We start from the raw sequence: 26,309 nt of genomic DNA, 5'->3' as shown, positions 1-26,309 counted from the left end.
TTGAGCCAGGATCTACATCCGCAGGCCTTCGAAGGTCTTGAACGTTTGTGCGCGGGACCATCCGGCAACGCCATCCTGGCCGCGCCGGCCTTTCCCGGCATCGAGCGCATCGAGGCGCAGTTTTCGGGCAATGCCTTCGAACCGCACCGGCACGACACCTATGCGCTCGGCGTGACGCTGAAGGGCGTGCAAACATTCCGTTATCGCGGCGAGCGGCGCTTCAGCCAGCCGGGGCAGGTGATCGTGCTGCATCCCGACGAGGAGCATGACGGGGGGGCGGGGACCGATGACGGGCTGCAATACCGCATGCTCTACCTGGAGCCGTCGCTGCTTCTCGAATGCCTGGAGGCCGAAGGGGTCGGCCTGCCTTTCGTCGACGAACCCGTCATCGGCGATCCAGCGCTGGCGGGTGTGCTGTTCGCAGCTCTCGGCGAACTCGACCGGGAACTAGACGAACTTTTCGTCGACGATTTTCTGTCGCGGGTAACAAGTGGGCTTTCCAGGCATGCGCGTTTGCCGCGCCGGCCACTCGGAGCCGTGGCCTGGAGCCGGGCACGGGCGGCGCGGGACTATCTCGAGGCGCATGCAATGCGGCCGGTGCTTTCCCTAGAGCTGGAGGCGGTGACCGGGCTCGATCGTTTCGCGCTGTCGCGGCATTTCCGGGCGGCTTTCGCCACCAGCCCGCATCGTTATCTGCTGATGCGGCGGCTGCAGCAAGCACGCGCGATGATCGGCTCGGGCGAGGGGATTTCAGGCGCGGCGGCGGCAACGGGCTTTGCCGACCAGAGCCATCTTCACCGTCATTTCAAAAAGGCCTACGGCATGACGCCCGGCCAATGGGCGGCGCTGGCGCATAAACCCGGGCGCGCTAATTTTTAAGCAGGATTCTCCGCAAGCCCTGAACGGCGGGCGATGAAGCGGGCGAGGGTCGGGCCGATCAGCAGGATGACCAGGAAACGGCCGGTCTGCATCGCCATCACGAAGGGCACGTCGACATCGCTGGAGGCGGCGATGATGGCGACGGAATCGGCGCCGCCGGGGCTGGTGGCGAGATAGGCCGTCAGCGGATCGATGCCGGCGAAGATATGGAGGGCGGCCGCCATGCAGCCGCAGAGCGCCATCAGCAGCACGATGCAGGCGGAGACCCGCGGCAGGGCGCGCGCCACATGCTCAAGAATCGAGCGGGTGAACCGCAGGCCGATGCTCCAGCCGACGAGCGCATAGGCGAGGGCGAGCAGCCACATCGGCAGCTCGATCTTCAAGAGGCCGACGCCCTGCAGGAAGGCGCCGAGAAAGAGCGGCACGATGATCGTGCCGCCCTGGATGCCCAGGCGCCGGACGCCATAGGTACAAAAGGCCGCGAAAGCCATCGTCGCCGCAAAGGCCGGCCAGTCGACTGCGGGGAAGAGGATGAGCGGCGGCGGCTCGGCGTCGTCGGCCGCCACCCAAAGGCGCGAAATCACCGAGGCACCGACGGCGACGAAGACAACGCGCAGATATTGCATGAAGGCGACGAGGCGGGCATCGGCGCCATAGGCTTCCGACATGATGACCATGGCGGAGGCGCCGCCGGGCGAAGAGCCCCAGACCGCGGTCGTGCCTGGCAGCACCTGCCAGCGTGTCAGCAGCCAGCCGAGGCCGGTGGCGATGGCGATGACCGAGAAGATGAACAGCAGGAAAAGCGGTGCGTCTTTTGCCATGGTGCCGAGAATGTCGGGAGTGATGGTGCGCGCCATCATCAGGCCGACGAGGACCTGGCCGAATTGCAGCGGCCAGACCGGAATGCGAAGCTTTCCCTTGCCGGCGGTCAGCGCCAGCAGGATGGCGGCGGCCATCGGTCCGATCAGCAGCGAGGCGGGGAGGGCGAAGAATTCGAGGAAGACGGTGAAGGCGGTGGAAAGCGCCAGCAGCAGCGCCCATTTCGGCAGGCCGGCATCGCGGAGCAGGCGGCGTACGTCCCTGGATGGCATGATTCCCATATCTTTCCCGGCCGGTGCCAAGCCCTGAGGCTGAAGATGGGAGTAAGCTCCGGCATGACGAAGAGAGAGGCCGGCCGCAAGGACCGGCTGGCGCGGGTTTGGTATAGGTGGGTGCGAGGCGCGGGGTCAATTGCGAAATCTGGGTTCTCGCCGCCCGACGATGCCAAAGTGATTCATCCGGCCGCTTCAAACTATTGTTTTTCCACGTCATCGCTTGAAGTCGCCGAACGGTTTGGGCGAGATTAATCAGAGACGCACATGCCTGACGAGGAAATCGAGCAGCGCCCGCACGCGCGCCGGCAGCGGGCCGCCCTGGCCCATATAGACGGCGTGGAACTCCTCGATATCGCCGGGGTTGGCTGCTTCGAGCACAGGCACCAGCCGGCCGGCGTCGATATCGGCGCGCACGGTGAAGGCGGCGAGGCGGGCAAGGCCGGCGCCGGATAGCGCGAGATGCCGCATGGCTTCGCCGTCTCCGACCTGGACGCCAGGGGTGATCGGAACCATCACCGTGTCGCCGTCCTCGCGCAGCGGCCAGCCTTCGACGGCGCGGGCATAGGAAAAGCCGATGCGGCAATGGCGCCGGAGGTCGGCGACCGTATGCGGTTCGCCGTGGCGCTTGAGGTAATCCGGCGAGGCGACGATGATTTTGCCGGTGGAGCCGAGCTTGCGGGCGATCAGGCTGGAATTCTTCAAGGGGCCGGCGCGGATCGCGACGTCGGCGCGCTCCTCCATCAGGTCGACGATCCTGTCGGTATGGGAAATATCCAGCGTCACGGCGGGATGAAGCGCCCTGAAGGCCGGCACCAGTGGCGCCAGCACATGATTGCCGAAGGAGCCGCTGGTGTTGATGCGGATGCGGCCCGTGGCCTCCTCGCCGGTCGAGGCCTGGCGCTCGGCCTCGGCGATATCGGCAAGGATCGCAATGCTGCGCTCGTAAAAGGCGCAGCCTTCCGGCGTCAGTTGCAGCTTCCGCGTCGAGCGATTGACAAGTCGGGCGCCGAGGCGTGACTCCAGCCGGGCGACGAGCTTGCTGACGGCCGACGGCGTCATGCGTCGCGCCGTGGCGGCCGCGGTAAAGCCGCCGCGCTCGACGACGCTGACGAAGACTTCCATTTCGCCGGAGCGATTGATGTCCTGGCGGCTCATGATGAATTCAAGTCACAGATGATTTGCTTTAAGGCAAACTATATCAGCGAACGGGCCGGGTCTATCTCTTAGGAAACAAAGGAGACAGTCCATGGAATACAGGAATCTCGGCGCATCCGGCCTCCGGGTGCCGGCTTTGAGCTTCGGGGCCGGCACATTCGGCGGCAGCGGCCCGCTGTTCGGGGCATGGGGCACTACCGATGCGGAAGAGGCCCGGCGGCTCGTCGACATCTGCCTTGAAGCCGGCGTCAATCTCTTCGACACAGCCGACGTCTATTCGGCCGGCGCCTCCGAGGAGGTGCTCGGCCAGGCGATCCGCGGCCGGCGCGATTCCGTTCTGATCTCGACGAAGACGGCGCTGCCGATGGGCGAGGGGCCGCAGGACTGGGGAACGTCGCGGGCGCGGCTGATCCGCGCGACCGAGGATGCGCTGCGCCGCCTCGGAACCGATAATATTGATCTCCTGCAGCTTCACGCCTTCGATGCCTCGACGCCAGTGGAAGAAGTGCTGTCGACGCTCGACGGGCTCGTGTCATCAGGCAAGATCCGCTATGTCGGGGTTTCCAACTTTGCCGGCTGGGAGCTGATGAAGTCGCTCGCCGCCGCCGAGCGTCACGGCCATCCGCGTTATGTTGCCCATCAGGTTTATTATTCGCTGGCGGGGCGCGATTACGAATGGGAACTGATGCCGCTCGGCGCCGACCAGGGTGTCGGCGCCCTCGTCTGGAGCCCGCTGGCCTGGGGACGGCTGACCGGCAAGATCCGCCGTGGAGAGCCGCTGCCGAGGGAAAGCCGCCTGCACGAGACGGCGCAATATGGCCCGCCTGTCGACGACGAGAAGCTGTTCGATATTGTCGCGGTGCTGGATGCCATCGCGGAAGAGACCGGCAGGACGGTACCGCAGATCGCCATCAACTGGCTGCTTAACCGGCCGACGGTATCGAGCGTCATCATCGGTGCCCGCAACGAGGAACAGCTCAGGCAGAACCTCGGCGCGGTCGGCTGGAGCCTGTCGAAGGAGCAAGTCGAAAGGCTCGACGCCGTCAGCGCCGTGACGGCGCCCTATCCCTATTTCCCCTATCGGCGGCAGGAGGGTTTCGCGCGGCTCAATCCGCCGATCGTCTAGGCGGCGGACGGGCGTATAAGAAAAGGGGAATGAAATCTTCTGCCATTCTTAACTGGACAGCCGCTTTGACTTGCCGCATACCCAGCCTGCTGCGGTGCCGTAGTCTACGAAACACGATATGGTTTCTGCGGAATGGCAGGGAGATCAAAGGGATGGCGCTGAAGGACGCGAAAGCCGGCACACGCAACGAGGCGGGGATATCAGCCGTGCTCGGCATTCTCAAGCAGAGCTTCGGCGAGCGCTTCCAGACCGGCCAGTCCTTCCGCGAACAGCATGCCCACACGACCACCTACATCCCGCCGCAACTGCCGGACGGCGTGCTCTTCGCCGAGAGCGCCGAAGACGTGAAGGCGGCGGTCCGGGTGTGTGCGACCCATAAGGTGCCGGTGATCGGTTTCGGCGTCGGTACCTCGCTGGAGGGCCAGGTCAATGCCGCCAATGGCGGTATTTCGATCGATTTCAGCCGCATGAATCGGGTGCTCGAGGTCAATCCGGAAGATCTCGACTGCACCGTCGAGCCGGGTGTGACGCGCGAGGCGCTGAACATCCATCTGCGCGATACCGGCCTGTTTTTCCCGATCGATCCCGGCGCCAATGCCTCGATCGGCGGCATGGCCTCGACGCGGGCCTCCGGCACCAATGCCGTGCGTTATGGGACGATGAAGGACAATGTCCTTGCCGTCACCGCCGTCACCGCCAATGGCGAGGAGATCCGCACGGCCCGGCGCGCCCGCAAATCTTCCGCCGGCTACGACCTCACGCGGCTCTTCGTCGGCGCCGAAGGCACGCTCGGCATCCTGACCTCGGTGACGCTGCGCCTGCAGGCGATCCCGCAGAAGATCGCCGGTGGGGCCTGCGCCTTTCCGAGCGTCAAGGCCGCTTGCGATGCCGTCATTATGACGATCCAGATGGGCATTCCGGTGGCGCGCATCGAGCTGCTCGATACGATGCAGATGCGGGCCTGCAATGCCTATTCCAAGCTTTCCTACGCCGAAAGCCCAACGCTCTTCCTCGAATTTCACGGTACCGACGAGACGGTGCCGCTGCAATCGGCGGCCTTTGGCGAGATCGCGGCGGAATGCGGTGGGGGCGACTTCCTGTGGACCGCCAATGCCGAGGAGCGGACCAAGCTGTGGAAGGCGCGCCACGATGCCTATTGGTCCGCAAGGGCGCTGGCGCCCGGGCTTGCCGCACTTTCGACCGATGTTTGTGTTCCGATATCGCGGCTTGCCGATTGTGTTTCCGAAACGCAGGCCGATATCGAAGCCCACGGACTGCTCGGCCCGATCGTCGGCCATGCCGGCGACGGGAACTTCCATGTGCTGTTATTGTTCGACGATAACAGCGCCGAAGATATCGCCAAGGCTGAGAGTTTCGTTGAGCGGCTCAATCGGCGGGCGCTCGACATGGACGGGACGTGCACCGGCGAACACGGGATCGGGCAGGGCAAGATGGCGTTCCTCGAACAGGAGCTCGGGGGCACGGTGGATCTGATGCGACAGGTGAAACAGGCGCTCGATCCGGACGATATCTTCAATCCCGGCAAGATTTTCCACCATGGCTGAAAACGGAATATTCTCATGAACTTGGGCCTTGCCCCCGACATGAATAGCGCTAGTGTCAGCAAGATATTCCCGAATGGAGAATCCTTGTATTGATAGGCCGGTTCCTCGTCTTTCTGGGGGGAGTGATCGTCGTAGTGCTGTTTGCGGCGCTGCTTGCGCCGCTGTTCATCGACTGGACGGATTTCCGCAAGAATTTCGAGGATCAGGCAAGCCGCATCATCGGCAAGAAAGTCACCGTCTACGGCACGGTGGATGCGCGGCTCCTGCCGTTTCCGTCGGTCACGCTGCATGACGTGCGCGTCGGCCAGGAAGCGGACGGCACGCCGATCGTCAAGGTCGAGCAGTTCTCCATGGATGCGGAGCTTGCGCCTTTCCTGTCGGGTGAGGCGCTGATCTTCGACATGCGCGTCGTCAATCCGAAGGTGCGCCTGAGATTGCTCAAGGACGGCACGCTCGACTGGATGCGCGGCAGCCGCGCCGAAATACCGGCGAAAAACGTCGTTCTCGAAAACGTGCATGTCAATGGCGGCGAAGTCGAGTTCATCGACGACCAGTCCGGCCGTTCACGCCGCGTCACCGGCCTCAATGCGGAAATGTCGGCCAAGTCGCTGGCCGGCCCGTGGCGCATCGAGGGCAATGCGGCGCTCGACGGCGAGCATGGCAGCTTTTTGATCTCGAGCAGTCAGCCGGACGAAAAGGGCGTGCTGCGCATGCGCACGAAGCTTTCGCCGGATAAACACCCCGTCAGCATCGACCTCGATGGCGAACTGAAGCTCGTCGACAGCAAGCCGAACTATCAGGGGCAGCTTTCGGCGGCGATCGAAAACCGCAACAGCGCCAAGCCCGCCAACAAGAAGGAGCAGCCGCCACGCGTCAAGGGCCGCTTCGAGCTGACCAATGAACGCATCCGCATTCCCGAATACCGGATGGAGATCGGGCCGACGGACGATCCCTACGTCATATCGGGCGAGGCGACGCTCGATACCGGCAATGCGCCGGAATTCCTGTTGACCGCCGACGGGCAGCAGATCGACGTCAACCGCATCGGCAATCAGGGCGCGGCCGGCAAGACGACGCGCGATGCGGCGGTTTCGGCGCGTCAGCGGCTGAACTCGCTGATCGATGTCATCGGGCAGGTGCCGATCCCGCAGGTGCCGGGCAAGGCAAGTGTCAAGCTGCCGGCGATCGTCGCCGGCGATACGACGCTGCGCGACGTGCAGCTGGAACTCGAACCGGCCGGTACCGGGTGGATGATCGACAGCGCCACCGGCACGCTGCCGGGGCGCACGCAGGTGGAAGGCAAAGGCAAACTCCTGCTTCAGGGCGAAGCCTCGTTCAACGGCCAGATCGTGGTCGCCTCCAGCCAGCCGACGGGGCTCGCCTCTTGGCTTGCCGGGTCGGTCGATCCGGCCATCCGGCAATTGCGACAGGCGGGCTTTTCCGCCAATGTCAGCCTGACGCACGAGTTGCAGCGTTTCGAAAATCTTGAGATCGCCATCGGGCCGGCGACGCTGAAGGGCAGGCTGGAGCGGCAGGCGATCGAGGGTAAGACGCCGACCCTGTCGGTAGCATTGAACGGCGATACGCTGGATCTCGACGCGCTGCAGGCACTGAGCGGGCTCATGACCGGCCAGGATGCCGGTGACAATGTGCTCGACCACAAGATCGCCGCCCAGCTCAAGGCCGACAAGTTCACCGCCTTCGGCGTCGAAGCCGAGAATGTCGATACTACGTTCACGATCGCCGACGGGGCGCTGGCCGTCGACCGGCTGGCGATCAAGAATATCGCAGGCGCCGAACTGACGGCGACGGGCAGGGCGGAAGGCTCGCTGCTCGATTACAAGGGTGCGGGCGAGATCACCTTCAAATCGGCCGATCCCGGCGGCTTCTTCACGATGCTACGCGAGCACCTGCCGCACCACCCGGCGCTCGACCGGCTGGTGCGCAATGCCGGTTGGTACGGCAATACGGCGCTGCGCGGCGCGCTGACGCTGGGCGGCGACGAGGGGAATGCGTTGACGGTGACGCTTGCCGGCGTGTCGAACGGCAGCCGCGTCAATCTCGATTACCGCATGTCCGACCTGCTGGCGCTGACCGGCAACGGCACAACGAGCCTTGAGGCGACGCTTGAAAATGCCGTGCCGTCGATCCTGTTCGGCCAGGCCGGGCTCGACCCGCTGCCGGTCGATGTCGGCGCCAACGGCCGCCTGACGCTGAAAGTGAAGGCATCGGGCAACGATCCCGCCGATGCTGCGCTGACCTTTGCGACCGACCGGACGTCGTTTACCGCCAACGGCAAGGTCGATGTCCGGCCCGAGACTTTCATGAACGGTAAGATCGCGCTTTCGCTCGACAGCGCCGATCTCGACCCCTATCTCATCATGAACGGGATCGCCCTGCCGCAGACGGGAACCGGGCTGCCGTTCGGCCTGCAGGTCAATGCCGATGTCGATAGCGACAAGATCGTCCTTTCCGATCTCAAGGGCCATGCGGCCGACAATGAGTTTTCAGGCGCGCTGAATTTCGACCGGAAGGCTGCGAAGACGACGGCCAGCGGCGAGCTGACGCTCTCCAAGGCCGATGCCGGCTGGCTTGGCGAGGCAGTGTTCGGCCAGATCGTCGATCCCGCCAATGGCGCGCTGACGACGGCACCGCTCGGGCTGCCCGTCTTCAAGGATCTCGACGTCAACGTGAAGGTGACGGCCAAGCAGTTCTGGCCCGGTCTGCCGGAAACGGCGGTCACCGACTTCACCAGCAACGTCGCCTACAAGGGCAACGAGCTGCAGCTCAACGACATGGCCGGCAACTGGGACGGCGGAAAGCTTTCCGGCAATCTGCTGTTCACCAATGCCGACGGCACCGGCTTCCTACAGACGAAGCTTGCGCTTGCCGATTCCGATCTTGCCGGCGTCGTCTGGCTGCGCGACGGCGCGCCGATCGCCAATGGCAAATTCGGATTGTCGCTGTCGATGGAAGCCTCGGGCAAGACCATCGGCGAGATTGCCAGTTCGCTGAACGGTTCGGGCGAGCTGAGGCTCGGCGATACCAGCATACGCGGGCTGAACCTTGCCATCCTTCCGCCGCTGCTTGCCGCGACCGATACGATGCAGGAGCAGATCAATGCCGGCAAGGTGCATCCGATCGTCGAGACCCTGCTCAGCAACGGCGAGGCGAAACTGCCGCCGCTCGGCATCCCCTTCAACATCACCGACGGGACGCTGCGCGTGCAGAATGTCACCGTCGCCAACGATCTCGCCCGCATCACCGCCGATGCGCAGGTCGCGCTGCCGGAGGAACGGATCAGCGCGACGCTGGGCGTCGGGCTCAATCCCGGCGCGGAAGCGCTTTCCGGCGCCGAGCCGGCGCTCCGGCTGAATTTTTCCGGCATGCTGCCATCGCCAGGCAAGACGATGGATGTGACCGATATCACCAGCTATCTGTCGCTGCGCGCCTTTGAGCGCGAGCGCCGGCGCGTCGAACGGCTGCAGGCAATCGTGCTCGAAAAGCAGCGGCTGCGCCGCGAGGCGGCGCTCTACCGGTTCAACGACGCCGAGCGCGTCAAGGCGGCCGAAATCGAGCAACAACGGCAGGCGGAGGAAGAGCGACTGCGGGCATTGGCGCAGGCTGCGGCCGCCCAGAAGGCTGCTGCCGAGGCGGAGGTTGCACGCGCGGCGGAAGCCAAAGCGAAGGCGGATGCGCAGGCGCGGGCTGCCGCCGAGGCAGAGGCAGCGCGGCGCAGCGGACCGCCCGGTTCGCTCAATTTCGACCAGGTGCCGGGCGTTCAGGCGCAATGAAAGCCGATCGAGTTTAATCCCTCCGGGCCGCTCGGCTGTTTGTTTCGCTGACCTCCTCCTCCCAAAGTGCCGTGTTTCGAGCGCCATGGGAGCGGTCCGCGTTACGGCTGGGCGTTGGCGCCGGCCTTCGCCCAGGCCAGTACGTGCAGCCGCAGCGCCGAGGACAGATTGCTGTCCGGCGGCCGATGGTCATCGATTTCGGAAATCAGCGCCGCGAGCGGCATCGAGCGGTTGGCGGCGATCGTCTTCAGCTCGGCCCAGAATTCATCCTCCAGCGAGAAACTGGTGCGATGGCCGTGCAATGTCGCCGAATGCTTGCGGATCATGAAGCGGCTTCACACCTTGACTGGTTGGCAGATCGATTCAAGGAAACCGCGCAAGTGGCTGATCTCAATGCGTGTCGCCCGGAAGTGTGCAGCGGTGCCGGGACGACGACATGCATAAAAGCAAAAACCTTCACATTCCATTCCGGCTGTTCAAGCTGTGCGTGAAAGCTTCACGCACCGTCGTCATCGGTCTCAAGCCGGCCGTCGCGATGGGCCTTGTCGGCTTTTTCGTTGAGGCTGCGGGTAAGCTGCTTTTCTGCCTTGGTGCGGCCGAAGGAAATGCGGTTCTGTTCGGCCTGCGCCTCCTTTTCGGAGCGGGCCTGCTTCTTGCGGAATTGACGCAGGTTGACGATCTCGGCACTCATTCGGGGCCTAAATCCTTATGAAAATGGGAGGCTTGGCCTCCCTTCAAATCACTGCTTCTTGCGGAAGGAGTCGAGCGAGACGACAGAGCCCGCTTTTTTCTCTTCGCCATCGGCGGGTTTTGCACCGGCGGCCTCATCGGGCTTTCCAGCGGCGTCGACAGGATAGGCGGTGATTTCACCGGACGGCAGTTCCTCGCCATCGGCGAGCGGCACGTCGAATTCGAGCTCAAAATTGACGGAGGGATCGTAAAAGCCGCGGATCGCATTGAACGGGATGACCAGCTTTTCCGGAACGTCGGAAAAGGAAAGGCCGATCTCGAAATGCGTCTCAGTGATCTTGAGGTCCCAGAACTGGTGCTGGATGACGATGGTCATCTGCTCGGGATATTTCGACTTCAGGTGCTGGGAGATGCGTACGCCGGCAGCACCGGTGAGGAAGGTGATGAAGAAGTGATGGTCGCCGGGCAGGCGGCCCGTCGCTCCGACTTCCGCCAAAACTTTGCGGATGACGCCGCGAAGTGCATCCTGTGCCAGAATGTCGTAGCGGATATGGTCCTGCCCCATGCTTTTCCTGTCTTTCGTCGGTTCGGAAGTCTTTTCACAAGGTTATATGCCACGTCCGGGCGCCTTGGGAAAGACCGGAGCCGAGTCACGTTTTTCAGCAGCATACATGATTTCGGCGGCAGGGAGAAGGTGAAGGCTTCTGTTGCCAGGTGCCTTCGGACCCCGCCTAGAGGTGCGAACCACTAGGGCTTGATTTGAAGTGTCACACTGCGATTAAGCAGCGAGACGAGCTTCCGCATAGTTGTCGTTTGCAACTACAATTTAGCCCGATAACGGCGGTACAATGCCGAGCAAAAAGACGATCTTTACACCCTTGTCGATCCTGTTTCGCCCCCATCAAAAGCCGGCCTTCAAGGCCGCCGGTTTTTGGTGGAGGCGCCGGGTACCGCCCCCGGGTCCAATAGGTTTATTACACCGCTCATTTATCGCCATAGCCGGCCCGAAAGCCGGCAAGGCTGATATAGTGGTTTCCTCAGCCCAAGGAAAGGGCCAACGTCATAAAAGCGTTAAACGGCCCATCAGAAACATTGGGAAAATGCCCGACGGTGATTGGTATCCTGCGGCGAGAGGCTTAAATTAAGCCGAAACGGAATCAGCGCGACATGAAGCAATATCTCGATCTGCTCAGCCATGTGATGGAAAAGGGCTCCGACCGGGGCGACCGCACCGGTACCGGCACACGTTCGGTGTTCGGTTATCAGATGCGTTTCGATCTCGAAGAAGGCTTTCCCGTGCTGACCACGAAGAAGCTGCATCTGCGCTCGATCATTCACGAGCTTTTATGGTTCCTGAAGGGCGAGACGAATATCGGCTATCTCAAGGAGAACGGCGTTTCGATCTGGGATGAATGGGCCGACGAAAACGGCGATCTCGGGCCGGTCTACGGTGCCCAGTGGCGCTCCTGGCCGGCGCCGGATGGCGGCCACATCGACCAGATCGCCAATCTCGTCAAAGGCATCGTCAACAACCCGAATTCCCGCCGCCACATCGTCTCGGCCTGGAACCCGGCCGAAGTGGACGAGATGGCGCTGCCGCCCTGCCATTGCCTGTTCCAGTTCTATGTCGCCGATGGCAAGCTCTCCTGCCAGCTCTATCAGCGTTCGGCCGACATCTTCCTCGGCGTGGGTACCTTTTCCGACATCGCCTCTGTACCTTCCGCTACAATGCATTGATTCAACGAGTTTTTTAGGCCGAAGTCAATGGTACCGGTACCGCGTTGCTGGTTCCACTGAAATTCAGAAACTTCGAGCGATCGGCTCGCCCTTGCCACCGCTCGAATTCAGATTTCCAGGAAAGCAGCACATGGCACGCCATCCAGAATATCAGTACCTTGACCTTATCGAACACGTTCTCGCGAAGGGTGATCGACGTGTCGATAGAACGGGCGTTGGCACGCTCTCCACTTTTGGAGCGATGATGCGTTTCGACCTGTCAGACGGTAGGTTTCCGGTTTACACAACGAAGAGGGTATTCTGGAAAACTGCCGTAAAAGAGATGCTCTGGTTCCTTACGGGCCAGACGAACATCCAATCATTGCTACGAGAGAACGTTCGGATCTGGACCGACTGGCCGCTTGACAAGTATCGCCGTGCGACTGGAAGCGATGTGTCGCAAGAGGAGTTCGAAGCCAAGATCCTGGGGGATGACGATTTCGCCAAAGCATGGGGTGATCTCGGCCCGGTGTATGGTAAGCAGTGGCGTCGCTGGGTCGATGCAGAAGGCAAAGAGCATGATCAAATCGCCAGTGTAATTCAGACGCTTAGGACCAACCCTGCGAGCCGCAGGATGCTCTTCCACGCGTGGAATGTAGGCGAATTGGATCAGATGGCGCTCAGTCCCTGCCACATGACCTATCAATTCTATGTCAGCGGACTTGGTGCGGAAGGGTCTAAATCGAATCCTAAGCTCTCCCTGCTTGTCGGGCAGCGTTCTTGCGATCTGGGTTTAGGCAATCCTTTCAACATCGCGCAGGAGGCTGCACTCGTCCACATGGTCGCGCAGCAGGTGGATATGGAACCGGGCGAACTGGTGTGGGTCGGCGGCGACACGCATCTCTATCTGAACCACATGGATCTTGCGCGAGAACTGCTAAGCCGCGAACCTCGACCATTTCCGAAGTTGCGGCTGTTGCGCAAGCCGACGTCGATCGACGGGTATACAATCGATGATTTTGAAGTAACTGGATACGATCCTCACCCTCCCATCGAGGCGCCCGTCGCAGTCTAGCGTGTCGTTGCGCTCACAAGGTGGATTATGTGACCATGTGGTGCACGCTACGCTCACGAGGTAACTAAGTATTAACTGCGAGTCTGCAACCTTGCTATAAATGTGAGGTGGGGCGGCGCAATGCGGTATCAAGGGATCGATCAAATTGGCTGCGGGGGGGAGCAGGCGATTGATGTTGGTGGCGATCCGGTTCGAAACTGCGAGCTCGAGCCTGTCGAGGTGTCGAGCGCTCACTCCGAGCTGCTGAACAAGTTTTCGCAGGACACGTATCCCTCCGATGTAAAAGAGCTGGTTGAGCGCTTTCCTGTCATCGCTCCGCACCAACACTACCCCGCCGATGGGAAACGAGCTGGTCTCGTCAGGGTGTTGAACGAGTGCATTCGGAATGGAAAATTCCCAAGGTCTCGGAACAACCTATCCAAGATCCATCGAGATTTCCTGATCCGTACGGCAAACATTTCACCCGGTATGCTTCAGAAGTGTGACGGATTACTCAGGGATTATGACTCCATCCTCGACGAGGTCGAGCCTCAGCACAGGCGGACCGCGCATTGGTTCGCCCATGACCCGTTCGCTAAGGCAGTCGTTGAACGCTTTCCTTTACTGGCACCGCACCAGGGTTACCTACCAGGATCGATTTCCTCCCGGGTGGTACGATATCTAAATGGCTGTGTTGCAGGCGGCTCGTTTCCACGGTCGCCAAAAAATCCGCTGAGAATTTACCGTAACGCAGTAGCGGAAGCGGTCGGCTCTTCGGGCCTGTTCGACCAAAATCGGATAATCAAAGACTACGAGACCGTAATAGATATCGTGGAGCCGGGGAACTCGCTGGTGGGTCTTGCTGAGAGCAGTGACGATGTCAGCGACATCGTTGGACGGTACCCCGTTCTAGCAATACATCAAGCCTTTGCCAGAGATAGTGCGCCTTGGCGCCTGGTGAAAGTCTTGAATTTATGCCTGCGGAAAGGGTGTTTTCCCAGGTCTAACCACGATTACAGCAAAATCAGCCGCCCGTTCCTGTATGAGGAGGCTGGCGTTACAAGCGCGACCCTGTCTCTCCACCGTACGATCCTGCATGACTACGAAACGATAATCGACGTAATTGAAGAGAGAGCTGGACATAGGCTGTTTGACCCCGAGGTCTCCGCCATCGTGCAGCGCTTTCCGACATTGCGCCCGTACCAGAACCAAGGAAGCAACGCCCAGAGGACATTGGTGGCAGCGCTCAATAAATGCATCACGGTTGGCAAGTTTCCTAGAAGCAGGAAGGACAAATCCAAAATTGAGCGGGCATTTCTCTCGCGCGAGGTCGGTGTATCCCATCATACGATCATGAGGTACGAGAACGTACTGGTGGCTTATGAGGCCATCTTGGATGGGGTTGAACCAGATCTTGCGACGCCTATTGACTGTGAAGCGATCGATGATGCTGCTTTGGTCGCGAAACGATATCCATCGCTCCTGATACATCAGCAATACCCTGACCACGGCGCCAAAGCGATCGTGGTCAGGGTACTGAACAGATGTTTAGCGGAGCGCATGGTTCCCCACACTGAAGCTAGTTTGCTGCAAATTGACCGAGGCTACCTCCGCCATGCTACCGGGCTCTCTTCATTACAACTAAGTAAATGCTACGAAATCATCCATGATTACGAAGCCGTGACAGAAATGCTGGAGGAGGAATCCGCCCAGGGCATTCTCATAACCAGGGACGAGAACCTCGCAGCGGTTTTGGAGCAACATCCTGAGCTGGCAGTTCATCAAGAATATCGACGCGGAAGCGCCGCATATCGAGTGGTTCGGGAATTGAATCGGCAAATTGTTGCTGGCCAGCTCGATCGCAATGCTTCCGGCACGATACAGAAAAAGAGCATCGCGAGAAAACTGGGACTTACGACGCTCGGAACTCAAACCCTACAAAGTGTGTTCAGAGATTACGATGCGACATTGGGTCCGGAAGGCGGTTCCATCTCGAGTAAAATTCCGAGCATGCGCACGTGGTTCTTGGAGCAGATGCGTGATGGAACTTTGGAAACCCATTTGGGGAAGGTAAGTCGCCAACAATTCCTCACCGAGTTCGGCCTAAGCAACAATCACACAGTCCTGAAGCGAAGCAGCGCGATTTTGCAGCTTATAGCGGAGTATGATGCGAAAGTCAGCGAGACGTCATATCGATCTCGCTTGGACGTCGATCGCCTTGAGGCACTCCGTGTAGCTCTGCAGACCGACGTGGATTTTTGCCAGGATGGGAAGCGAATCAATCGGAGGTCGCTTGAGGAAAAGCTCGGCTTTGCTCGAGGTACTCTGGCGCGTTCTCCATATATCGAACTCGTTCTTAAGACACAGGCGCTGCTTGCCAAAGCCAGAGCGGCAGATGGCTTGGTGGTCAGAGCAGCGGGTCGAATGTTCAGGTTCAACTCTCTTTTGGAGATGGGTTGGTCTCATCGGGTCGCTCAGCGAGTCGCGCGAACGTTCGGTTCGATTTACGAGAAGAGCGCAAAGGAATACGCGAAGGGCCATTATTCTTCCTTGCTGACGTTGCTGGGATTCATGGGGAGAAACGCGTCGGAGCATTGTACGGCAGTCCGCCACGCGGTGGAGGCAGGACTTCCTCTCAAAGATCTCGCGGACGACTTCACCATAGCAGTTACGCAGGAATTCCGAGACTTCTTGGAGGGACGGTACTCCAACATTCGCTCGAGGAACACGCGATTGGCCAACGCTAATGTTGTGATCGTAAATCTCAGCAACAACGGAGTGTTCCCCCCAGTAACGCGTGGTATCCCGCAATATCGAGAAAAAAGTGGCTCACATCTGCTTTCCTTGGCCGAAGTCACACAGTCGACGGTGAACCTTCGCTCAGGCTCAAACGTCGACGATTATCTTCACTTTGCCACCTCCCAGCTTCAGCAAGCAGCGTCGGTGAGACAAATCGATATATCGGAGAAGGATCGATCTGCCTTCAGTCACGTGCTCCGAGAGGAACTCAACAGGCAGGATATAAAGGTTGCTGAGAACCCCGCACAAGTCATCCTGAAAGTTCTTGATAAACGGTTGGATGCAATTAGCGCAGCTTGCGCGTCCATAATGAAGCGCGGCCGAGCAATCTGGGAAAGAGGACGCCGGCTACTGGGGCGGGGGAATGACCTCGGGGGCGACGTTGAGATCATCTCACGGGGAGAGCATCCTGAGCCCTCGAAGCCGTCAGTCCGATATCCGCCAATGAGCGACAACCATGAGCAAGATCTTGCTGATGTTCTGAAGACCGTGGAGAGCCATTGTGGTTCCCTATGCCCATCGGGGGGGCGTAGGACAAACGATCCCTACCGCATCTTTCTCCTTAAGAAGATCGCGAGGTTGGCGGGAATTGGAACCAGAGATTTTCAAGAATTTCTCACTCCCAGTCCCCGTACTATTTCGGCAGTCCTCGCCCTCTACCTAATAGGTTCGGGCAGTAACGTCTCCGTGGGAAGGACGCTTCACGTCAACTCTATCGAGCCTGCGGAAGAGCCGCACCATAGCAAGGTAACCGGCTACAAGGCACGTGCTGGCGGGAAGCCAATATTTGCAGTGCTGGAAGATCGCTCCGACGCAATTGTCGGATTGAAGTGGATTAACGGTGCGTTCGGTTCAGTTGTCGCTACGGGCGACAATGCACGTATGCTCTTTAAGGTCAGAGGGTCTGACGATCAGTTCAAATGCATCGAGGAATGGGCATTTCGTTCAGAGTTCAAGAGGATCGTCTCGGAAGTTGCCGAGCTTGATGGCCTCAAAATCACGCCCAACATGCTTCGGCCTTCGGTTCTACTCAAGGCCGCGCTGGAATCCGATGGCGGAACTCATCTTTCTCGCGCCCTTGGGCAGCATGGAGAGAGGGTACATGAAGGATACGTAAACAAGTATCCTATCCGATACCTCCGCGATACGGACATCCGGCTCTTCATGCATGCGATGGAGACGGTAGTAATTCGCAACGTTGAAGAAGCCGAGGCGTTTTTGGGTGTCGATTCAGAAGGGATGACACGTCGAGTAGAAGCAGTCATGCGTACTGGCCTGGGTACGTTATGCGCTGATCGGTACGGCAAGCCAGGGAACGATGGGAAAATCTGCCAGTCCCTTGATTGCGTCAGTGGGTGCCCGCAACTCATCTTGATCGCCATTCCCAAAGAAATTGCGCTTCTGCAACTTTGGCAGCTCTCGCTCCGCCTAGTAGAGGGCGATTGGATCCGCGACAGGCCCGAACGCTGGGAAAAGGTATGGCTGCCCTGGTTGTGCTTCTGCGATGCCGTGGAAACCAAGATGCGGCAATCTTTCTCGTCTGTGTGGAGCGCCGCTTCGAAAATCTGCAGCGAGATGATGATGAATGAAAATTTCAAACCAATGAGGTTATTCTGATGCCAGTCCGTCTAAACACAACAGTCAAGGACAAGAGCGCGGCGATCGATCCCGATAGTCGTCGGCGCGTTTGGCTTGGCTCCGGATACGAGCAGCATGAATGGATCCTGCGTGACGCAGATGGGAAGGAAATCACAGTCTACTTCGATGTGAAGATGGCTGACGGACGGTCTCTAATTGAACACCCCTTACTGTATGCGACTGCCAAGGAGCTGCTCTTTTGGATCCGCGCCGCGGGCTACGCCAGTATCGGGACGGCCGTCACACACTACGGCTATGCAAAGACTCTCTTGCACATCTGCTACGGTCTTACCGCGCGCGGCTTCTACTCCTTTTCGGCTTGCACCGCACTCGATATCGAGATGATTTGCGCCGAAGGTGCCATGGGCGTTGACGGCATCCTTAGGGCGTCAACGATCATCAAGACGAAACTGGCGGAATACGATACCTGGCAGGACGTTCCTCTGGACTATTTGCGTCCCCGAAAGAAGGATTTCATTCTCGATCGGCTTATCGAAGCCTGTAATCTTCCGTTGAATTGGGCGCGGCGCGAACTTCACTCCGAACTGAAAGCTGCCACTGCCAGACTTAACGGAAAGACGATCGTCTCCGTAGCAGCGGCCAAGGAGAAGCCGGTTGTCTGGACGCAAATCAACTTGATCACCAGCCTATTCGATGCCCTGTACGCTTTGCGTGCTTTCATCAAAGCTCCATCGATCCGGTTTCGTCCTTTTCCCGAAGGGCCCTCGAAAAAGGCAATCGAGTTAGGGATTACGAGCGACCGGACGCCAATACCGCCTCCCGCGCTTGTAATGACCTTGCTTGAACAAGCGGTGCGCTTTGTGGCGCAGAACTGCCAACGGATCCGCGACCTGTATCACGCTAACCTCGCGGCCAGGAAAGCGGGTGCCTGGCACCGGAAAGACGCGGAAGCACTCAGACGGCAGATCGCGAAGCTCTCTCAAGCGTGCTTCATCCTTATTTCGGCGTTCACCGCTCGGCGAATGGACGAGATCAAGATGCTGGAGCGGGATTCTCTGGCAGGGAACGACGCCGACGGATGGTGGATGAGGTGCTACATAAACAAGAATGAGCGCCTCAGGACGTGGATTCCTATCCCTAACATCGTTGCGAGGGCCGTGGATGCGCTTTGTTCCTTCGATGCGGCGGAACTCGATCCTGAATCACTGCTTTTCGAATACGTCGATCCCGTATCTGGCAAGACTGCGACTCTCGTTCCTGAACAGCATCTCAACGAGTTTGCGCGGTCGGTTGGTGCTGTCGAATATGAAGTGGATGATGACAGTGGGCAAAAACTAAGCTGGCATTGGCAGACTCGCCAGTTTCGGAGGTTCTTCGCCGTCCTCTACATCTGGCGATACAAAGGGAAGTTCGAGAGCCTGTCGCATCACCTGCGGCATTTCAGCCTCGAGACCACGAACGACTACGTGATGTTGGACCACGACAACGCCCGAACATGGACGAAAGAGATCTGGAATTTTCGCATTGAGGTTGTTCGTGACTTGGTAACAGGCAGAACAACGTATGCGGGGCCGATGGGTGACAGACTGAACAAGCTTGCGAAGCGTCTTCGCACGAAGTTTTCCGAGGTCCAGATCGTGCCGGAGGTGTTGGCGAAAACGGTTATCCGTCAGTTGGATAAGATGAGTGTTGTCCTTACACCAAAGGCTTGGGTGACGTGTTGCTGCCCACGAACCGAAAACGGCTGCGGCAAGGCCGCCTGCCGTAAGCTTGCAGGCTTCGAACCGCGTTCAGTTGGGCCAGACTATGCTTCCGCAGGACCCACAGTCTGCCCCGGTTGCCCATGGGCGCTCATTGGGCCGGAGAACCTCAGCTTCGTAGATGAAGAGATTCACTACGGAACGATGGCTGCAAACGATGATGCGCCCACCATCTTCGGTGAGTTGCAAGCCGCAAACGTAGTCGCGCTGCGCAGCTTTCGAGATGGAACTGCGGCGTAGTCCCCCAATCTGTCTCACCTGGAGAATTTCAAATGTCGCTGTCGGTCAATGAGCGTCTCGCCTTGATGCGAGCCCGTTATCTCGAATGGTTGGTGGCTGGTGTGCCGCCAGAGGTCACTCTCCCTAAGTCATTCAGCGAAGTTCGTGATTGGTCGTGTCCAGAGTTTGGGATCTACGCCGTCTCGTCGAAGCGCGACTGGAACATGCAATCAAAGGCGTACGGCGGCGCGGTCCGTTACATCAATGAGCTTCTCTGCAAACTCCGAGACGCGCGTGAAATCGCTGACTCCAATGCCGATGGGAAGGGCACTGCCAAGCCGCGGGAATACAAGACTGAGAAGGAGAGGCGCCTTGTGGCTGAAGACAAACTTAGTGAAGCGCAGCAGAGGCTCATTGCGACTGCCACGCAGTACCATGAAGCGAAGCATGCCATGGAAGCGGAGCGCCAGCAGCGACAGGCATTGCAAGTCAGGAGTGACGAGAATGAGCGGAAACTGGCGACCGCAGAAAGGGAGAACGCTCAGCTCAAAAGGATGCTGTCCCAAAAGCAGAACCTCCTCCAAGTCGTGGAATGACTGTGTCGATCACGCCTTCAACTGCGACGCTGAGCAAATTGTACCGCGAACGCCTCGACTGTGTGCTCGCTGAAGCTGACCCGGCGGTTGTGCCGAGCTACAACCACCGCTTCTCGCGCCAATGGTTTGCGGAGCGGATCGGTTGTTCGCCAAAGACACTGACCCAAAGCCCAGCGCTTCGTACGCGGATCGAAAAATGGGAAAAGCAGTACCGTAGGAAGGCTGTCCACCGCCAGGGTGTCGAGCCCGCCAGTGATGCCTCGATCGTCGTGTTCAAGCGGAAGCTCAACACGGGTGCCATCCTGATGGTGGATGTGGCGGTTGGCTTGATCACGAAGCAAACCTATACCATCCCCACGCTCTGCTGGAACGGCGGACTGGATGAATGGGTTGCCGATTACGCTCGCCACCTTGTCGTCTGGGAGAAGCAAGAAGCCTCAAGCGTAGAGCAAGCCGTAAAGGCGCTTCGAATTTTCCGTCGACTACAACACAAGAGGAACGTTCGAGACAAAGCGGTGAATGACGAGTTGTTGCTCGCTTGGCAGATCGCTATGACATCGGCGGGCATCGGGGTCGCTCGTAGAAACTACTGCATTTCCGTTGTGCACGATTTTTTCAAATGGGCGGAGGAGCAAGGTCATTTGCTCTATCATGTCCAGGTGCGCTCTCGCCACGAGTATAGCAATCTTCCGGAGGACTACACTTTTCCACTGGGTAGCAACGAGGTCGAGGTAAAGCTGCCGCACGGGCATTCCTACCTGAAATGGGTTTCCCGTCTTCTGGAGCCGGGCGAAACCAGCACTTTCGGAAGCCGACATACGCCAACCGCGACCGAGGTGGAGAGCTTGCTTACAAAGGCAGAGGCAAGCGGGCGCAACTCAGCTCGAAACTTGCTGATGCTTCTCGTCGCCTTGGAAACAGGTGCACGTGTCAGCGAAATCGTCCAACTGAAGGTCGGCGATTTTCCTAATCTTGATGAACTGGCGCCGTTTATCGGATCAAACGCCCGATCGCATCTTCAGGTTAAAGTTGTTCGAAAAAATCAGGGCGTAGGAACCCTGCGTTTCAACAAGGAGCTAGTGCTAAGCATTGTCGCCTTCATTTACACTGATCCTCAGCGCCAGAAAATCGTCTCGGAAAGAAGGATCGGTCGCAATTCGAACGACGACGCGGTATTCCTCTCCGAAGAGGGAGGGCCGCTCAGCGAGGACAGCGTCACTCGGATCGGTGGCGGGGTATTCGCGGAAGCGGGCGTCGAGAATGCAAACATACATCGCCTTCGAGCGCGGTTCATCACCGAGGTAATTGAGCTTCAGCTCGATATGCTTGCGGAGGAGGGCGTCACTGTCAACCGCTCGGAAGCCTGGGAGAACCAGGTGCTGATGATGGCGGTCGAACTAATGGGACACTCGCATCCCATGTCCTTGCGGCCTTATCTCAACTCCGTTCTCAATCGAAGGTTAACGAAGGACGGGCGTGTGTTGGTCCGTTCACCGGAAGACCGGGAGCGCTCGCTAGAAAGACTAAGAAGCACGCTCACAGAGCGCGTGGTGCAACATTCCAAGCTTTCGGAAGCTGACCGCATGATCGCGAGCGGCGACAGAGCCGCTGCCGCGGTACTTTTGCAACAGGTCATTGACGCCTTGCGATTGGAGCCTGTCGGTCAGCTCTGACGGGCGCGAGATTGCAGCGACAGTTTCAAAACGTCTGCATTTATTATGATAGCCGCACAGGGTGAGGAACCCCATGAAATACAATCAGGCTGACATTCGAAATCTACTGCTTTTCTCTGTAGAGGATTGCTACGAAGCTGGACGAGCAGAAGGGCTTGCAGCGGGAAGCGCCGAGATGAGGCCGTTGCAACGCGATTTCGGACCCGCCGAGGAGCAACTAGCTTTAGGCCATTTCCTCCTCGACGGCGCATATGTCGAAGTTCGGGCCGATAGAGCCGACTTCGAGTCCGAAGCGCACATGCTCGCTTGGACTCAGGGCCTTTACCAGGGTGTCGCCGAGGCGAACGCTCTGGTCGGTTTCTCGACAGCAGTTGATGAGAATAATGGACGAGGGCGTCAGCATTACTTTTTTGTCCAATGCCTACGTCGCGCGGCGAGATCGTCAATTAAGACATCTATTTGGTCGGTCCTCAGGAGAAGCCTTTCGGCCCTGCGGCGTCCGCTATGGTAATTGCTGACGCTCTGGTGCGCACGAGTCAATGTCCGAACGACTGGAAGTCGAGGTGTCGCAGATCCTTGATGAAGAGCTCGAGCGTATGGTTTCAATGATGACGGAAGAACGTGAGCGACTTCTCGCTTTGGCAGCCGATGTTGTGACCCATCTTACCGTGAAGCTTGTGCGGAGTGGGATGGCGAAGGCAGCTTAAAGCCGCTGGCGCTTGGCGCGATGGCCTTCTCTGGATCCCGGACTGGCTTGAAACCCAGCTTTGGTTCTTCGCGACCGTAAGGATTCGTTAGCCGCGCTTGGATATCGACGAGCTCTCGACCAGCTTATGACACATGGAGCCCTGGAACAGTGTCAGGCCGAAGCTTTAGAACATCACGAAGATCTCCTGAGGGATGATCCCAATCGCGATGCCGAACTAGCTGTCTATGAAGTTGTGCTCCGGGTGCCGGATGTCGCTGCGACGATCCTCGTTCTTAACGGGTCCGCGAGTTTGCTGGATAAATGCCTGGTCAGTAAGAAGCTTGTCGCGGTGGTTGCCGGGTAGAGGACACGCCGTTGGCTAGGTCCGATTGGGAGACCATTGATGCGTCTCATTGGCCCAAGGGCGGGATAGGGTTCACCGTGAGCACCGCCCTCCTGAGGCCACGGAGCGTCGGTTCGATTGGGCTGCGGTCCTCCACTCCGGCCGGACGAGCTGCCGATTGATCCGAACTATCACGGCGAGGAATACGATCGGAATATGTCTCTGACATCGATCGAGACGACCCGCGAAATCCCATCCCAGCCCCGGTGAAAAGCCGCACACATGATCACGCATGGTGTGGTCGGGACGTCGTCAAGCGCATGGATGCGGCTTAAACCATGGTCCGGATGTGGCAATCTCTTGATCTTAAGGGCGTCGCGCGATACCAGAAATCAGGAAATCACGATCACCGGGTCGGCGTAAGCCGGACGGCCGTGAGAGCGCCCATGGACTCCGGGACAGCGGTGGAAAATCCGTCCTCCCGGAGTTTCTTATTTTAGTGGAGCGCGATGTGGCTCCAGGAGCGTCAACGCAGATGGATGAAGAAATCCCCGACGACGAGAGCTTCCTGAAAGTCGAAACGATCTTCAGCAAACATCCTGAGGCGCCAAGCGTCCTCGACTTTTCCGTTGTCCTGAGACGATACTCAGCCGATGAGGATGTGCCGGGACCATCCCTTGCCCATCTTAAGGGCTTTATTTTCCAGCCAGGATATCTGCCGGAGGACAACGAGGACGAAGGCTATTTCGACGTCTTCGACGAGCGTAGTCATCACGCCGCGATTGCCTGTCGGATACTCGTCGATGACAAGCCTTTCCTCGCGAAGGCGCTGAAGAAGGAAGCCGACCTAGACGAACTCGATGCGGTCGCTTATCTGGAACGGCTATGGGTGAACCCTTCATTGCGAGGGCATGGCATCGCTCTCCGACTCTTCCGGGAAGCGCAGCACGTCATCAGTCGCCCAGGGCTTCTCGTCATGGTGAAGGCGCACCCCGACGAGTTCGACAGGGGTTCCAATCAAAAGCTTGCCGCCTACTATCAGTCCGAAAAACAACTGTGCTTCCGGGAAATTTCCAAAAAGCACGAGGGATGGCTCGTCGCCGCGTGGCAGGATTCCGTGATCAATAAGAAGGACGAGAGCTTCTTCGATCTGGACATCAGGGAGACGCCCGCAGTCGACGAAATCGACTGAGTGCGGTCACTTCATCGGCCGAACAGCCACCCCAAAAGGCTCCGGCGCCTAGGCTCGTTAGGGAGTTGCCGCTGAGGCTCCTCACTCTTGTCCTCGTCGTTCCAGTTGGCAAACAGACGATCCATCTGCTCGGAATCCTCCTGCTTCTTCTCGGCGTTGAGCCGCTCGAGATCGCCCTTGAGCATGTCTTCGTAGAGTTCGGCGGCGGTGCTGTGCGTGGAAGGCTCACCCCAGAGTTCGCGCATCCATTTTCCATCGGTAGCTCCGAGGAGAAGGAGCTGGTTGAAACCCACACGATCATACGTGAGATCGAGACCAGCGAGGCGGACATAGGGAACGCGCTGGATGATGCCGTATCCGGCGTAGCTCGACATCGCCGCGAGATGGTGCAGTTCCCGGAGCAGATCCTCGTATCCTGTCTTCTCCTTGCGCGCCTTCCGGATCTTCATGCGCAGGGCTACGGCCATCTCGCGCCAAGCTGCGGGCAGGGGCAGATGGCGCCTTGCCATGGCATAGCGCTGATCGGGGTCGTCCTTGATGCGATCGAGGGCGTCGGACCAGAACTCCCCGTTCTCCGGCGCCGGGCCAGGAGCCTGCGATATGATGGTACCGTCAGGTTCTTCCCGCGTTGAGAAATCCCATATCTGGCGGTCGAGTGCTCGGGCCTCTTCGTCGGTTGTCGTCTCGACCCATAGCATCTGTGCTGTCACAGCAAGCTCGCCTGAAGGGATTCACCTTCCTTGGAGATGATGCTGGATCCGTAAGGCTCGCGCGACGTGATCATGATCACATCATCCGGCGCGGGGCGCGCGAGATGCTGGGCTTCCTCCCATGGCGCATTCATCCAGACGTCCGTCTCTTCCTTGGACAGCAGCAGGACGGGCATCGCTTTGAAGTGGACCGGCTTCACGACTTCGTTCGGGTCGGTCGTCAGGAAGCCGTATAAGTCGTCGGTCGTCAGCCCGTCCTTAACTTTCCGAACGCTGGTCCATTGAGGAACGTGGATCCCCGCGAAGAACATGAGTTCTTTCCCTTCGCCCCGGCCGAACCAGGCATTCGGGACTTTGCCACCCGGCTCCTGACTTTCTGGATCGGGTTCAGCGAACGTTGTCACGGGCACGATGCATCTGTGCTCGATGCCGAACCATTGCCTCCAGTGCTTGAGATTGAGCTTCCGGACGTTCGTTACGCCGCGATCAGGCTCCATTCGCACGAGTTCGTCCATATCGAAAGGCTTGCCCTTCGCGGCAAGCTTCGCGGCCCGGCCTGCAGCAGCTTCTTCCTGGACGCGCATCGGAGATGGCAGTCCCCAGCGGGCATGGACGAGCTGCTTGCGGCCGTCAGCGGCGTTGCGGACGATCGGCCCCATCTGGTCGGGGTTCATCTGGTACGCGGGCATGAGATTGATCATGCTCTCGGCATCAATCGCCCATTTCCGAACCCAGTCGATGTCGTCCATGCGGTAAAGATTGCACAAGCCAGCCACCTCGCCGTCAGTTGGGATGGGGCAACGTAGCCGACCGGTCCAAACCTGCCAACACCGGAGGTCTGGAAAGCGCCGAGGGCGGCACCTATCTCATATTCCACAGGATTCTCAGGGAGGTTACGATGCCACAACCTGCCCATTGCGCGGGTGAAGCTCCATTGGTCGAGATACTGGCCCCGACGAGGTTCTGTCGCGGAACAGCCGTCTGCGATTGTTGTCGTCAGAGAAAAAGCCGTGAAGAATTCGAAGAGGATGGATTCGGAATCTGTGCGGAATGTATCGGCTCGGATATAGTGGCCTTGGATTTCGTAGTTCGGTTTCGAGACGCCTAGCTCGCACCTTCGACGCTTGAGCCTGTTGGATGCAAGCAGGGAAACCGGGTGCCGCAATGATCGCCGTCCGCAGCAACGAGGCGGTCGCAGCCGAGCGCTGACATTCGCCGGAGGCGTGCGAATGTCACGCTGGCTCCGTGTTTCTTGATCAACTCAGCGCGGATGTAGGTGCCAGACCGATTGCATGCCCGGCACTCGACCTCGATGATGGGATCGCGCACATGGCGCAGGGGCGATGAAAGGTTCAGCGGTTTCTTGGGCTTCCCGGGCAACGCTCGCTCCATCAAACGGCCGCGTCTTTAGTCGGAGTTGGCAGCGAAGGCAATCCTTTCGCTGCCAACAAAATTTTTTCAATAAAGCCGGTGACTTACACGATTCGGCTACGTGTCTGATTCGGCGAGATAATCTTTCGTAAAACAAAAATTGTGGGACATTATTCCTATTCTGGGTCGTATTGACTCCGGTCCACGGAAGGAACAGAAGAGGAACATCACCGTTTGAACGACATGAAGTCGTACCTGTTCACAGCGATTTCGAGAGGATTCGTGA

19 protein-coding genes, 1 other RNA gene and 1 pseudogene are annotated in these 26,309 nt (G+C 59.1%); 12 read left to right on the top strand and 9 right to left on the bottom strand.

Annotation, left to right across the window (positions count from 1 at the left end; translation table 11 throughout):
• Complete coding sequence (locus RLEG4DRAFT_RS24460; protein WP_003580800.1) at window positions 1-879, top strand: AraC family transcriptional regulator; 879 nt, start codon at window positions 1-3, stop codon at window positions 877-879.
• On the opposite strand, the gene RLEG4DRAFT_RS24455 is transcribed toward RLEG4DRAFT_RS24460, so the two are convergent.
• Window positions 876-1,970 carry an AbrB family transcriptional regulator gene (locus tag RLEG4DRAFT_RS24455; protein ID WP_037094778.1) on the bottom strand — a complete coding sequence of 365 codons (1,095 nt, stop codon included), beginning with the start codon at window positions 1,968-1,970 and terminating at the stop codon, window positions 876-878. The genes RLEG4DRAFT_RS24460 and RLEG4DRAFT_RS24455 overlap by 4 nt on opposite strands.
• 255 nt (window positions 1,971-2,225) lie before the next feature.
• Entirely contained in the window at window positions 2,226-3,128 is a 903-nt protein-coding gene (locus RLEG4DRAFT_RS24450) for a LysR family transcriptional regulator (RefSeq protein ID WP_003580797.1), read from the bottom strand.
• Window positions 3,129-3,219: 91 nt separating this feature from the next.
• On the opposite strand from RLEG4DRAFT_RS24450, the gene RLEG4DRAFT_RS24445 reads away from it, so the two are divergent.
• The 3 genes from RLEG4DRAFT_RS24445 to RLEG4DRAFT_RS24435 all read left to right on the top strand — a co-directional run bounded on the left by RLEG4DRAFT_RS24445 (window position 3,220) and on the right by RLEG4DRAFT_RS24435 (window position 9,613).
• Window positions 3,220-4,254: an aldo/keto reductase gene (locus tag RLEG4DRAFT_RS24445; protein WP_003580796.1), complete on the top strand. Its 1,035-nt coding sequence runs from the start codon at window positions 3,220-3,222 to the stop codon at window positions 4,252-4,254.
• Window positions 4,255-4,406: 152 nt separating this feature from the next.
• Window positions 4,407-5,819 carry an FAD-binding oxidoreductase gene (locus tag RLEG4DRAFT_RS24440; protein ID WP_003580793.1) on the top strand — a complete coding sequence of 471 codons (1,413 nt, stop codon included), beginning with the start codon at window positions 4,407-4,409 and terminating at the stop codon, window positions 5,817-5,819.
• Window positions 5,820-5,908: 89 nt separating this feature from the next.
• Window positions 5,909-9,613, top strand: a complete 3,705-nt coding sequence (locus RLEG4DRAFT_RS24435; protein ID WP_003580791.1) for an AsmA family protein — start codon at window positions 5,909-5,911, stop codon at window positions 9,611-9,613.
• Between the two features lie 101 nt (window positions 9,614-9,714).
• On the opposite strand, the gene RLEG4DRAFT_RS24430 is transcribed toward RLEG4DRAFT_RS24435, so the two are convergent.
• The 4 genes from RLEG4DRAFT_RS24430 to ssrA form a co-directional block, all read right to left on the bottom strand.
• The gene (locus RLEG4DRAFT_RS24430; protein WP_003580790.1) at window positions 9,715-9,939 is read right to left on the bottom strand and encodes a ribbon-helix-helix domain-containing protein; all 225 of its coding nucleotides are present in this window, start codon (window positions 9,937-9,939) and stop codon (window positions 9,715-9,717) included.
• A 170-nt stretch (window positions 9,940-10,109) separates the two neighbouring features.
• The gene (locus tag RLEG4DRAFT_RS24425) at window positions 10,110-10,304 is read right to left on the bottom strand and encodes a DUF4169 family protein (protein WP_003564956.1); all 195 of its coding nucleotides are present in this window, start codon (window positions 10,302-10,304) and stop codon (window positions 10,110-10,112) included.
• A gap of 48 nt (window positions 10,305-10,352) precedes the next feature.
• Window positions 10,353-10,868, bottom strand: a complete 516-nt coding sequence (locus RLEG4DRAFT_RS24420; protein ID WP_003580789.1) for an SspB family protein — start codon at window positions 10,866-10,868, stop codon at window positions 10,353-10,355.
• 128 nt (window positions 10,869-10,996) lie between these two features.
• Window positions 10,997-11,358: a transfer-messenger RNA gene (gene ssrA, locus RLEG4DRAFT_RS39180) on the bottom strand.
• A 112-nt stretch (window positions 11,359-11,470) separates the two neighbouring features.
• On the opposite strand from ssrA, the pseudogene RLEG4DRAFT_RS24415 reads away from it, so the two are divergent.
• The 6 genes and pseudogenes from RLEG4DRAFT_RS24415 to RLEG4DRAFT_RS24390 form a co-directional block, all read left to right on the top strand.
• Window positions 11,471-12,034: pseudogene (locus RLEG4DRAFT_RS24415) on the top strand (thymidylate synthase); the annotation flags it as partial.
• A 136-nt stretch (window positions 12,035-12,170) separates the two neighbouring features.
• Complete coding sequence (locus RLEG4DRAFT_RS24410; protein ID WP_003580787.1) at window positions 12,171-13,094, top strand: thymidylate synthase; 924 nt, start codon at window positions 12,171-12,173, stop codon at window positions 13,092-13,094.
• A gap of 120 nt (window positions 13,095-13,214) precedes the next feature.
• A complete protein-coding gene (locus RLEG4DRAFT_RS24405) occupies window positions 13,215-17,489 on the top strand; it encodes a hypothetical protein (protein WP_003580786.1) in 4,275 nt (1,424 codons plus the stop codon).
• The gene (locus RLEG4DRAFT_RS24400) at window positions 17,489-19,471 is read left to right on the top strand and encodes a hypothetical protein (protein ID WP_003580785.1); all 1,983 of its coding nucleotides are present in this window, start codon (window positions 17,489-17,491) and stop codon (window positions 19,469-19,471) included. Before RLEG4DRAFT_RS24405 ends, RLEG4DRAFT_RS24400 begins: the two co-directional genes overlap by 1 nt.
• Before the next feature lie 32 nt (window positions 19,472-19,503).
• Entirely contained in the window at window positions 19,504-20,046 is a 543-nt protein-coding gene (locus tag RLEG4DRAFT_RS24395) for a hypothetical protein (protein ID WP_003580784.1), read from the top strand.
• A complete protein-coding gene (locus tag RLEG4DRAFT_RS24390) occupies window positions 20,043-21,719 on the top strand; it encodes a tyrosine-type recombinase/integrase (protein ID WP_003580783.1) in 1,677 nt (558 codons plus the stop codon). The genes RLEG4DRAFT_RS24395 and RLEG4DRAFT_RS24390 overlap by 4 nt, the downstream gene beginning before the upstream one ends.
• 223 nt (window positions 21,720-21,942) lie before the next feature.
• Here RLEG4DRAFT_RS24390 and RLEG4DRAFT_RS40365 read toward each other — a convergent pair whose 3' ends face one another.
• Window positions 21,943-22,122 carry a hypothetical protein gene (locus RLEG4DRAFT_RS40365; RefSeq protein ID WP_003580782.1) on the bottom strand — a complete coding sequence of 60 codons (180 nt, stop codon included), beginning with the start codon at window positions 22,120-22,122 and terminating at the stop codon, window positions 21,943-21,945.
• Between the two features lie 136 nt (window positions 22,123-22,258).
• Between RLEG4DRAFT_RS40365 and RLEG4DRAFT_RS41140 the strand changes: the two genes are divergently transcribed.
• On the top strand, window positions 22,259-22,426 hold the full coding sequence (locus RLEG4DRAFT_RS41140; protein ID WP_210161335.1) for a hypothetical protein: 168 nt from the start codon (window positions 22,259-22,261) through the stop codon (window positions 22,424-22,426).
• A gap of 859 nt (window positions 22,427-23,285) precedes the next feature.
• On the top strand, window positions 23,286-23,942 hold the full coding sequence (locus RLEG4DRAFT_RS24375) for a GNAT family N-acetyltransferase (RefSeq protein ID WP_003580779.1): 657 nt from the start codon (window positions 23,286-23,288) through the stop codon (window positions 23,940-23,942).
• Window positions 23,943-23,953: 11 nt separating this feature from the next.
• On the opposite strand, the gene RLEG4DRAFT_RS24370 is transcribed toward RLEG4DRAFT_RS24375, so the two are convergent.
• Together RLEG4DRAFT_RS24370 and RLEG4DRAFT_RS24365 are read right to left on the bottom strand one after the other, a co-directional pair.
• Window positions 23,954-24,652: a hypothetical protein gene (locus tag RLEG4DRAFT_RS24370; RefSeq protein WP_003580778.1), complete on the bottom strand. Its 699-nt coding sequence runs from the start codon at window positions 24,650-24,652 to the stop codon at window positions 23,954-23,956.
• Complete coding sequence (locus RLEG4DRAFT_RS24365; RefSeq protein WP_003580776.1) at window positions 24,649-25,419, bottom strand: SOS response-associated peptidase family protein; 771 nt, start codon at window positions 25,417-25,419, stop codon at window positions 24,649-24,651. The genes RLEG4DRAFT_RS24370 and RLEG4DRAFT_RS24365 overlap by 4 nt, the downstream gene beginning before the upstream one ends.
• Window positions 25,420-26,309 lie beyond the last annotated feature (890 nt).

The organism is Rhizobium leguminosarum bv. trifolii WSM2297 (assembly GCF_000271845.1).
Note: the sequence above shows the minus strand (reverse complement) of the source record. Positions and strands in the feature narration are given on the sequence as shown.

What these genes read in the sequence shown, in the direction of transcription:
- RLEG4DRAFT_RS24455 (WP_037094778.1), bottom strand. Translation starts at nt 1,970, where the DNA reads ATGCCATCCAGGGACGTACGCCGCCTGCTCCGCGATGCCGGCCTGCCG.
- RLEG4DRAFT_RS24395 (WP_003580784.1), top strand. Translation starts at nt 19,504, where the DNA reads ATGTCGCTGTCGGTCAATGAGCGTCTCGCCTTGATGCGAGCCCGTTAT.
- RLEG4DRAFT_RS24425 (WP_003564956.1), bottom strand. Translation starts at nt 10,304, where the DNA reads ATGAGTGCCGAGATCGTCAACCTGCGTCAATTCCGCAAGAAGCAGGCC.
- RLEG4DRAFT_RS40365 (WP_003580782.1), bottom strand. Translation starts at nt 22,122, where the DNA reads ATGCTGACGCCCTCGTCCATTATTCTCATCAACTGCTGTCGAGAAACC.
- RLEG4DRAFT_RS24405 (WP_003580786.1), top strand. Translation starts at nt 13,215, where the DNA reads ATGCGGTATCAAGGGATCGATCAAATTGGCTGCGGGGGGGAGCAGGCG.
- RLEG4DRAFT_RS24430 (WP_003580790.1), bottom strand. Translation starts at nt 9,939, where the DNA reads ATGATCCGCAAGCATTCGGCGACATTGCACGGCCATCGCACCAGTTTC.
- RLEG4DRAFT_RS24390 (WP_003580783.1), top strand. Translation starts at nt 20,043, where the DNA reads ATGACTGTGTCGATCACGCCTTCAACTGCGACGCTGAGCAAATTGTAC.
- RLEG4DRAFT_RS24410 (WP_003580787.1), top strand. Translation starts at nt 12,171, where the DNA reads ATGGCACGCCATCCAGAATATCAGTACCTTGACCTTATCGAACACGTT.
- RLEG4DRAFT_RS41140 (WP_210161335.1), top strand. Translation starts at nt 22,259, where the DNA reads ATGTCCGAACGACTGGAAGTCGAGGTGTCGCAGATCCTTGATGAAGAG.
- RLEG4DRAFT_RS24445 (WP_003580796.1), top strand. Translation starts at nt 3,220, where the DNA reads ATGGAATACAGGAATCTCGGCGCATCCGGCCTCCGGGTGCCGGCTTTG.
- RLEG4DRAFT_RS24420 (WP_003580789.1), bottom strand. Translation starts at nt 10,868, where the DNA reads ATGGGGCAGGACCATATCCGCTACGACATTCTGGCACAGGATGCACTT.
- RLEG4DRAFT_RS24440 (WP_003580793.1), top strand. Translation starts at nt 4,407, where the DNA reads ATGGCGCTGAAGGACGCGAAAGCCGGCACACGCAACGAGGCGGGGATA.
- RLEG4DRAFT_RS24400 (WP_003580785.1), top strand. Translation starts at nt 17,489, where the DNA reads ATGCCAGTCCGTCTAAACACAACAGTCAAGGACAAGAGCGCGGCGATC.
- RLEG4DRAFT_RS24450 (WP_003580797.1), bottom strand. Translation starts at nt 3,128, where the DNA reads ATGAGCCGCCAGGACATCAATCGCTCCGGCGAAATGGAAGTCTTCGTC.
- RLEG4DRAFT_RS24375 (WP_003580779.1), top strand. Translation starts at nt 23,286, where the DNA reads ATGGATGAAGAAATCCCCGACGACGAGAGCTTCCTGAAAGTCGAAACG.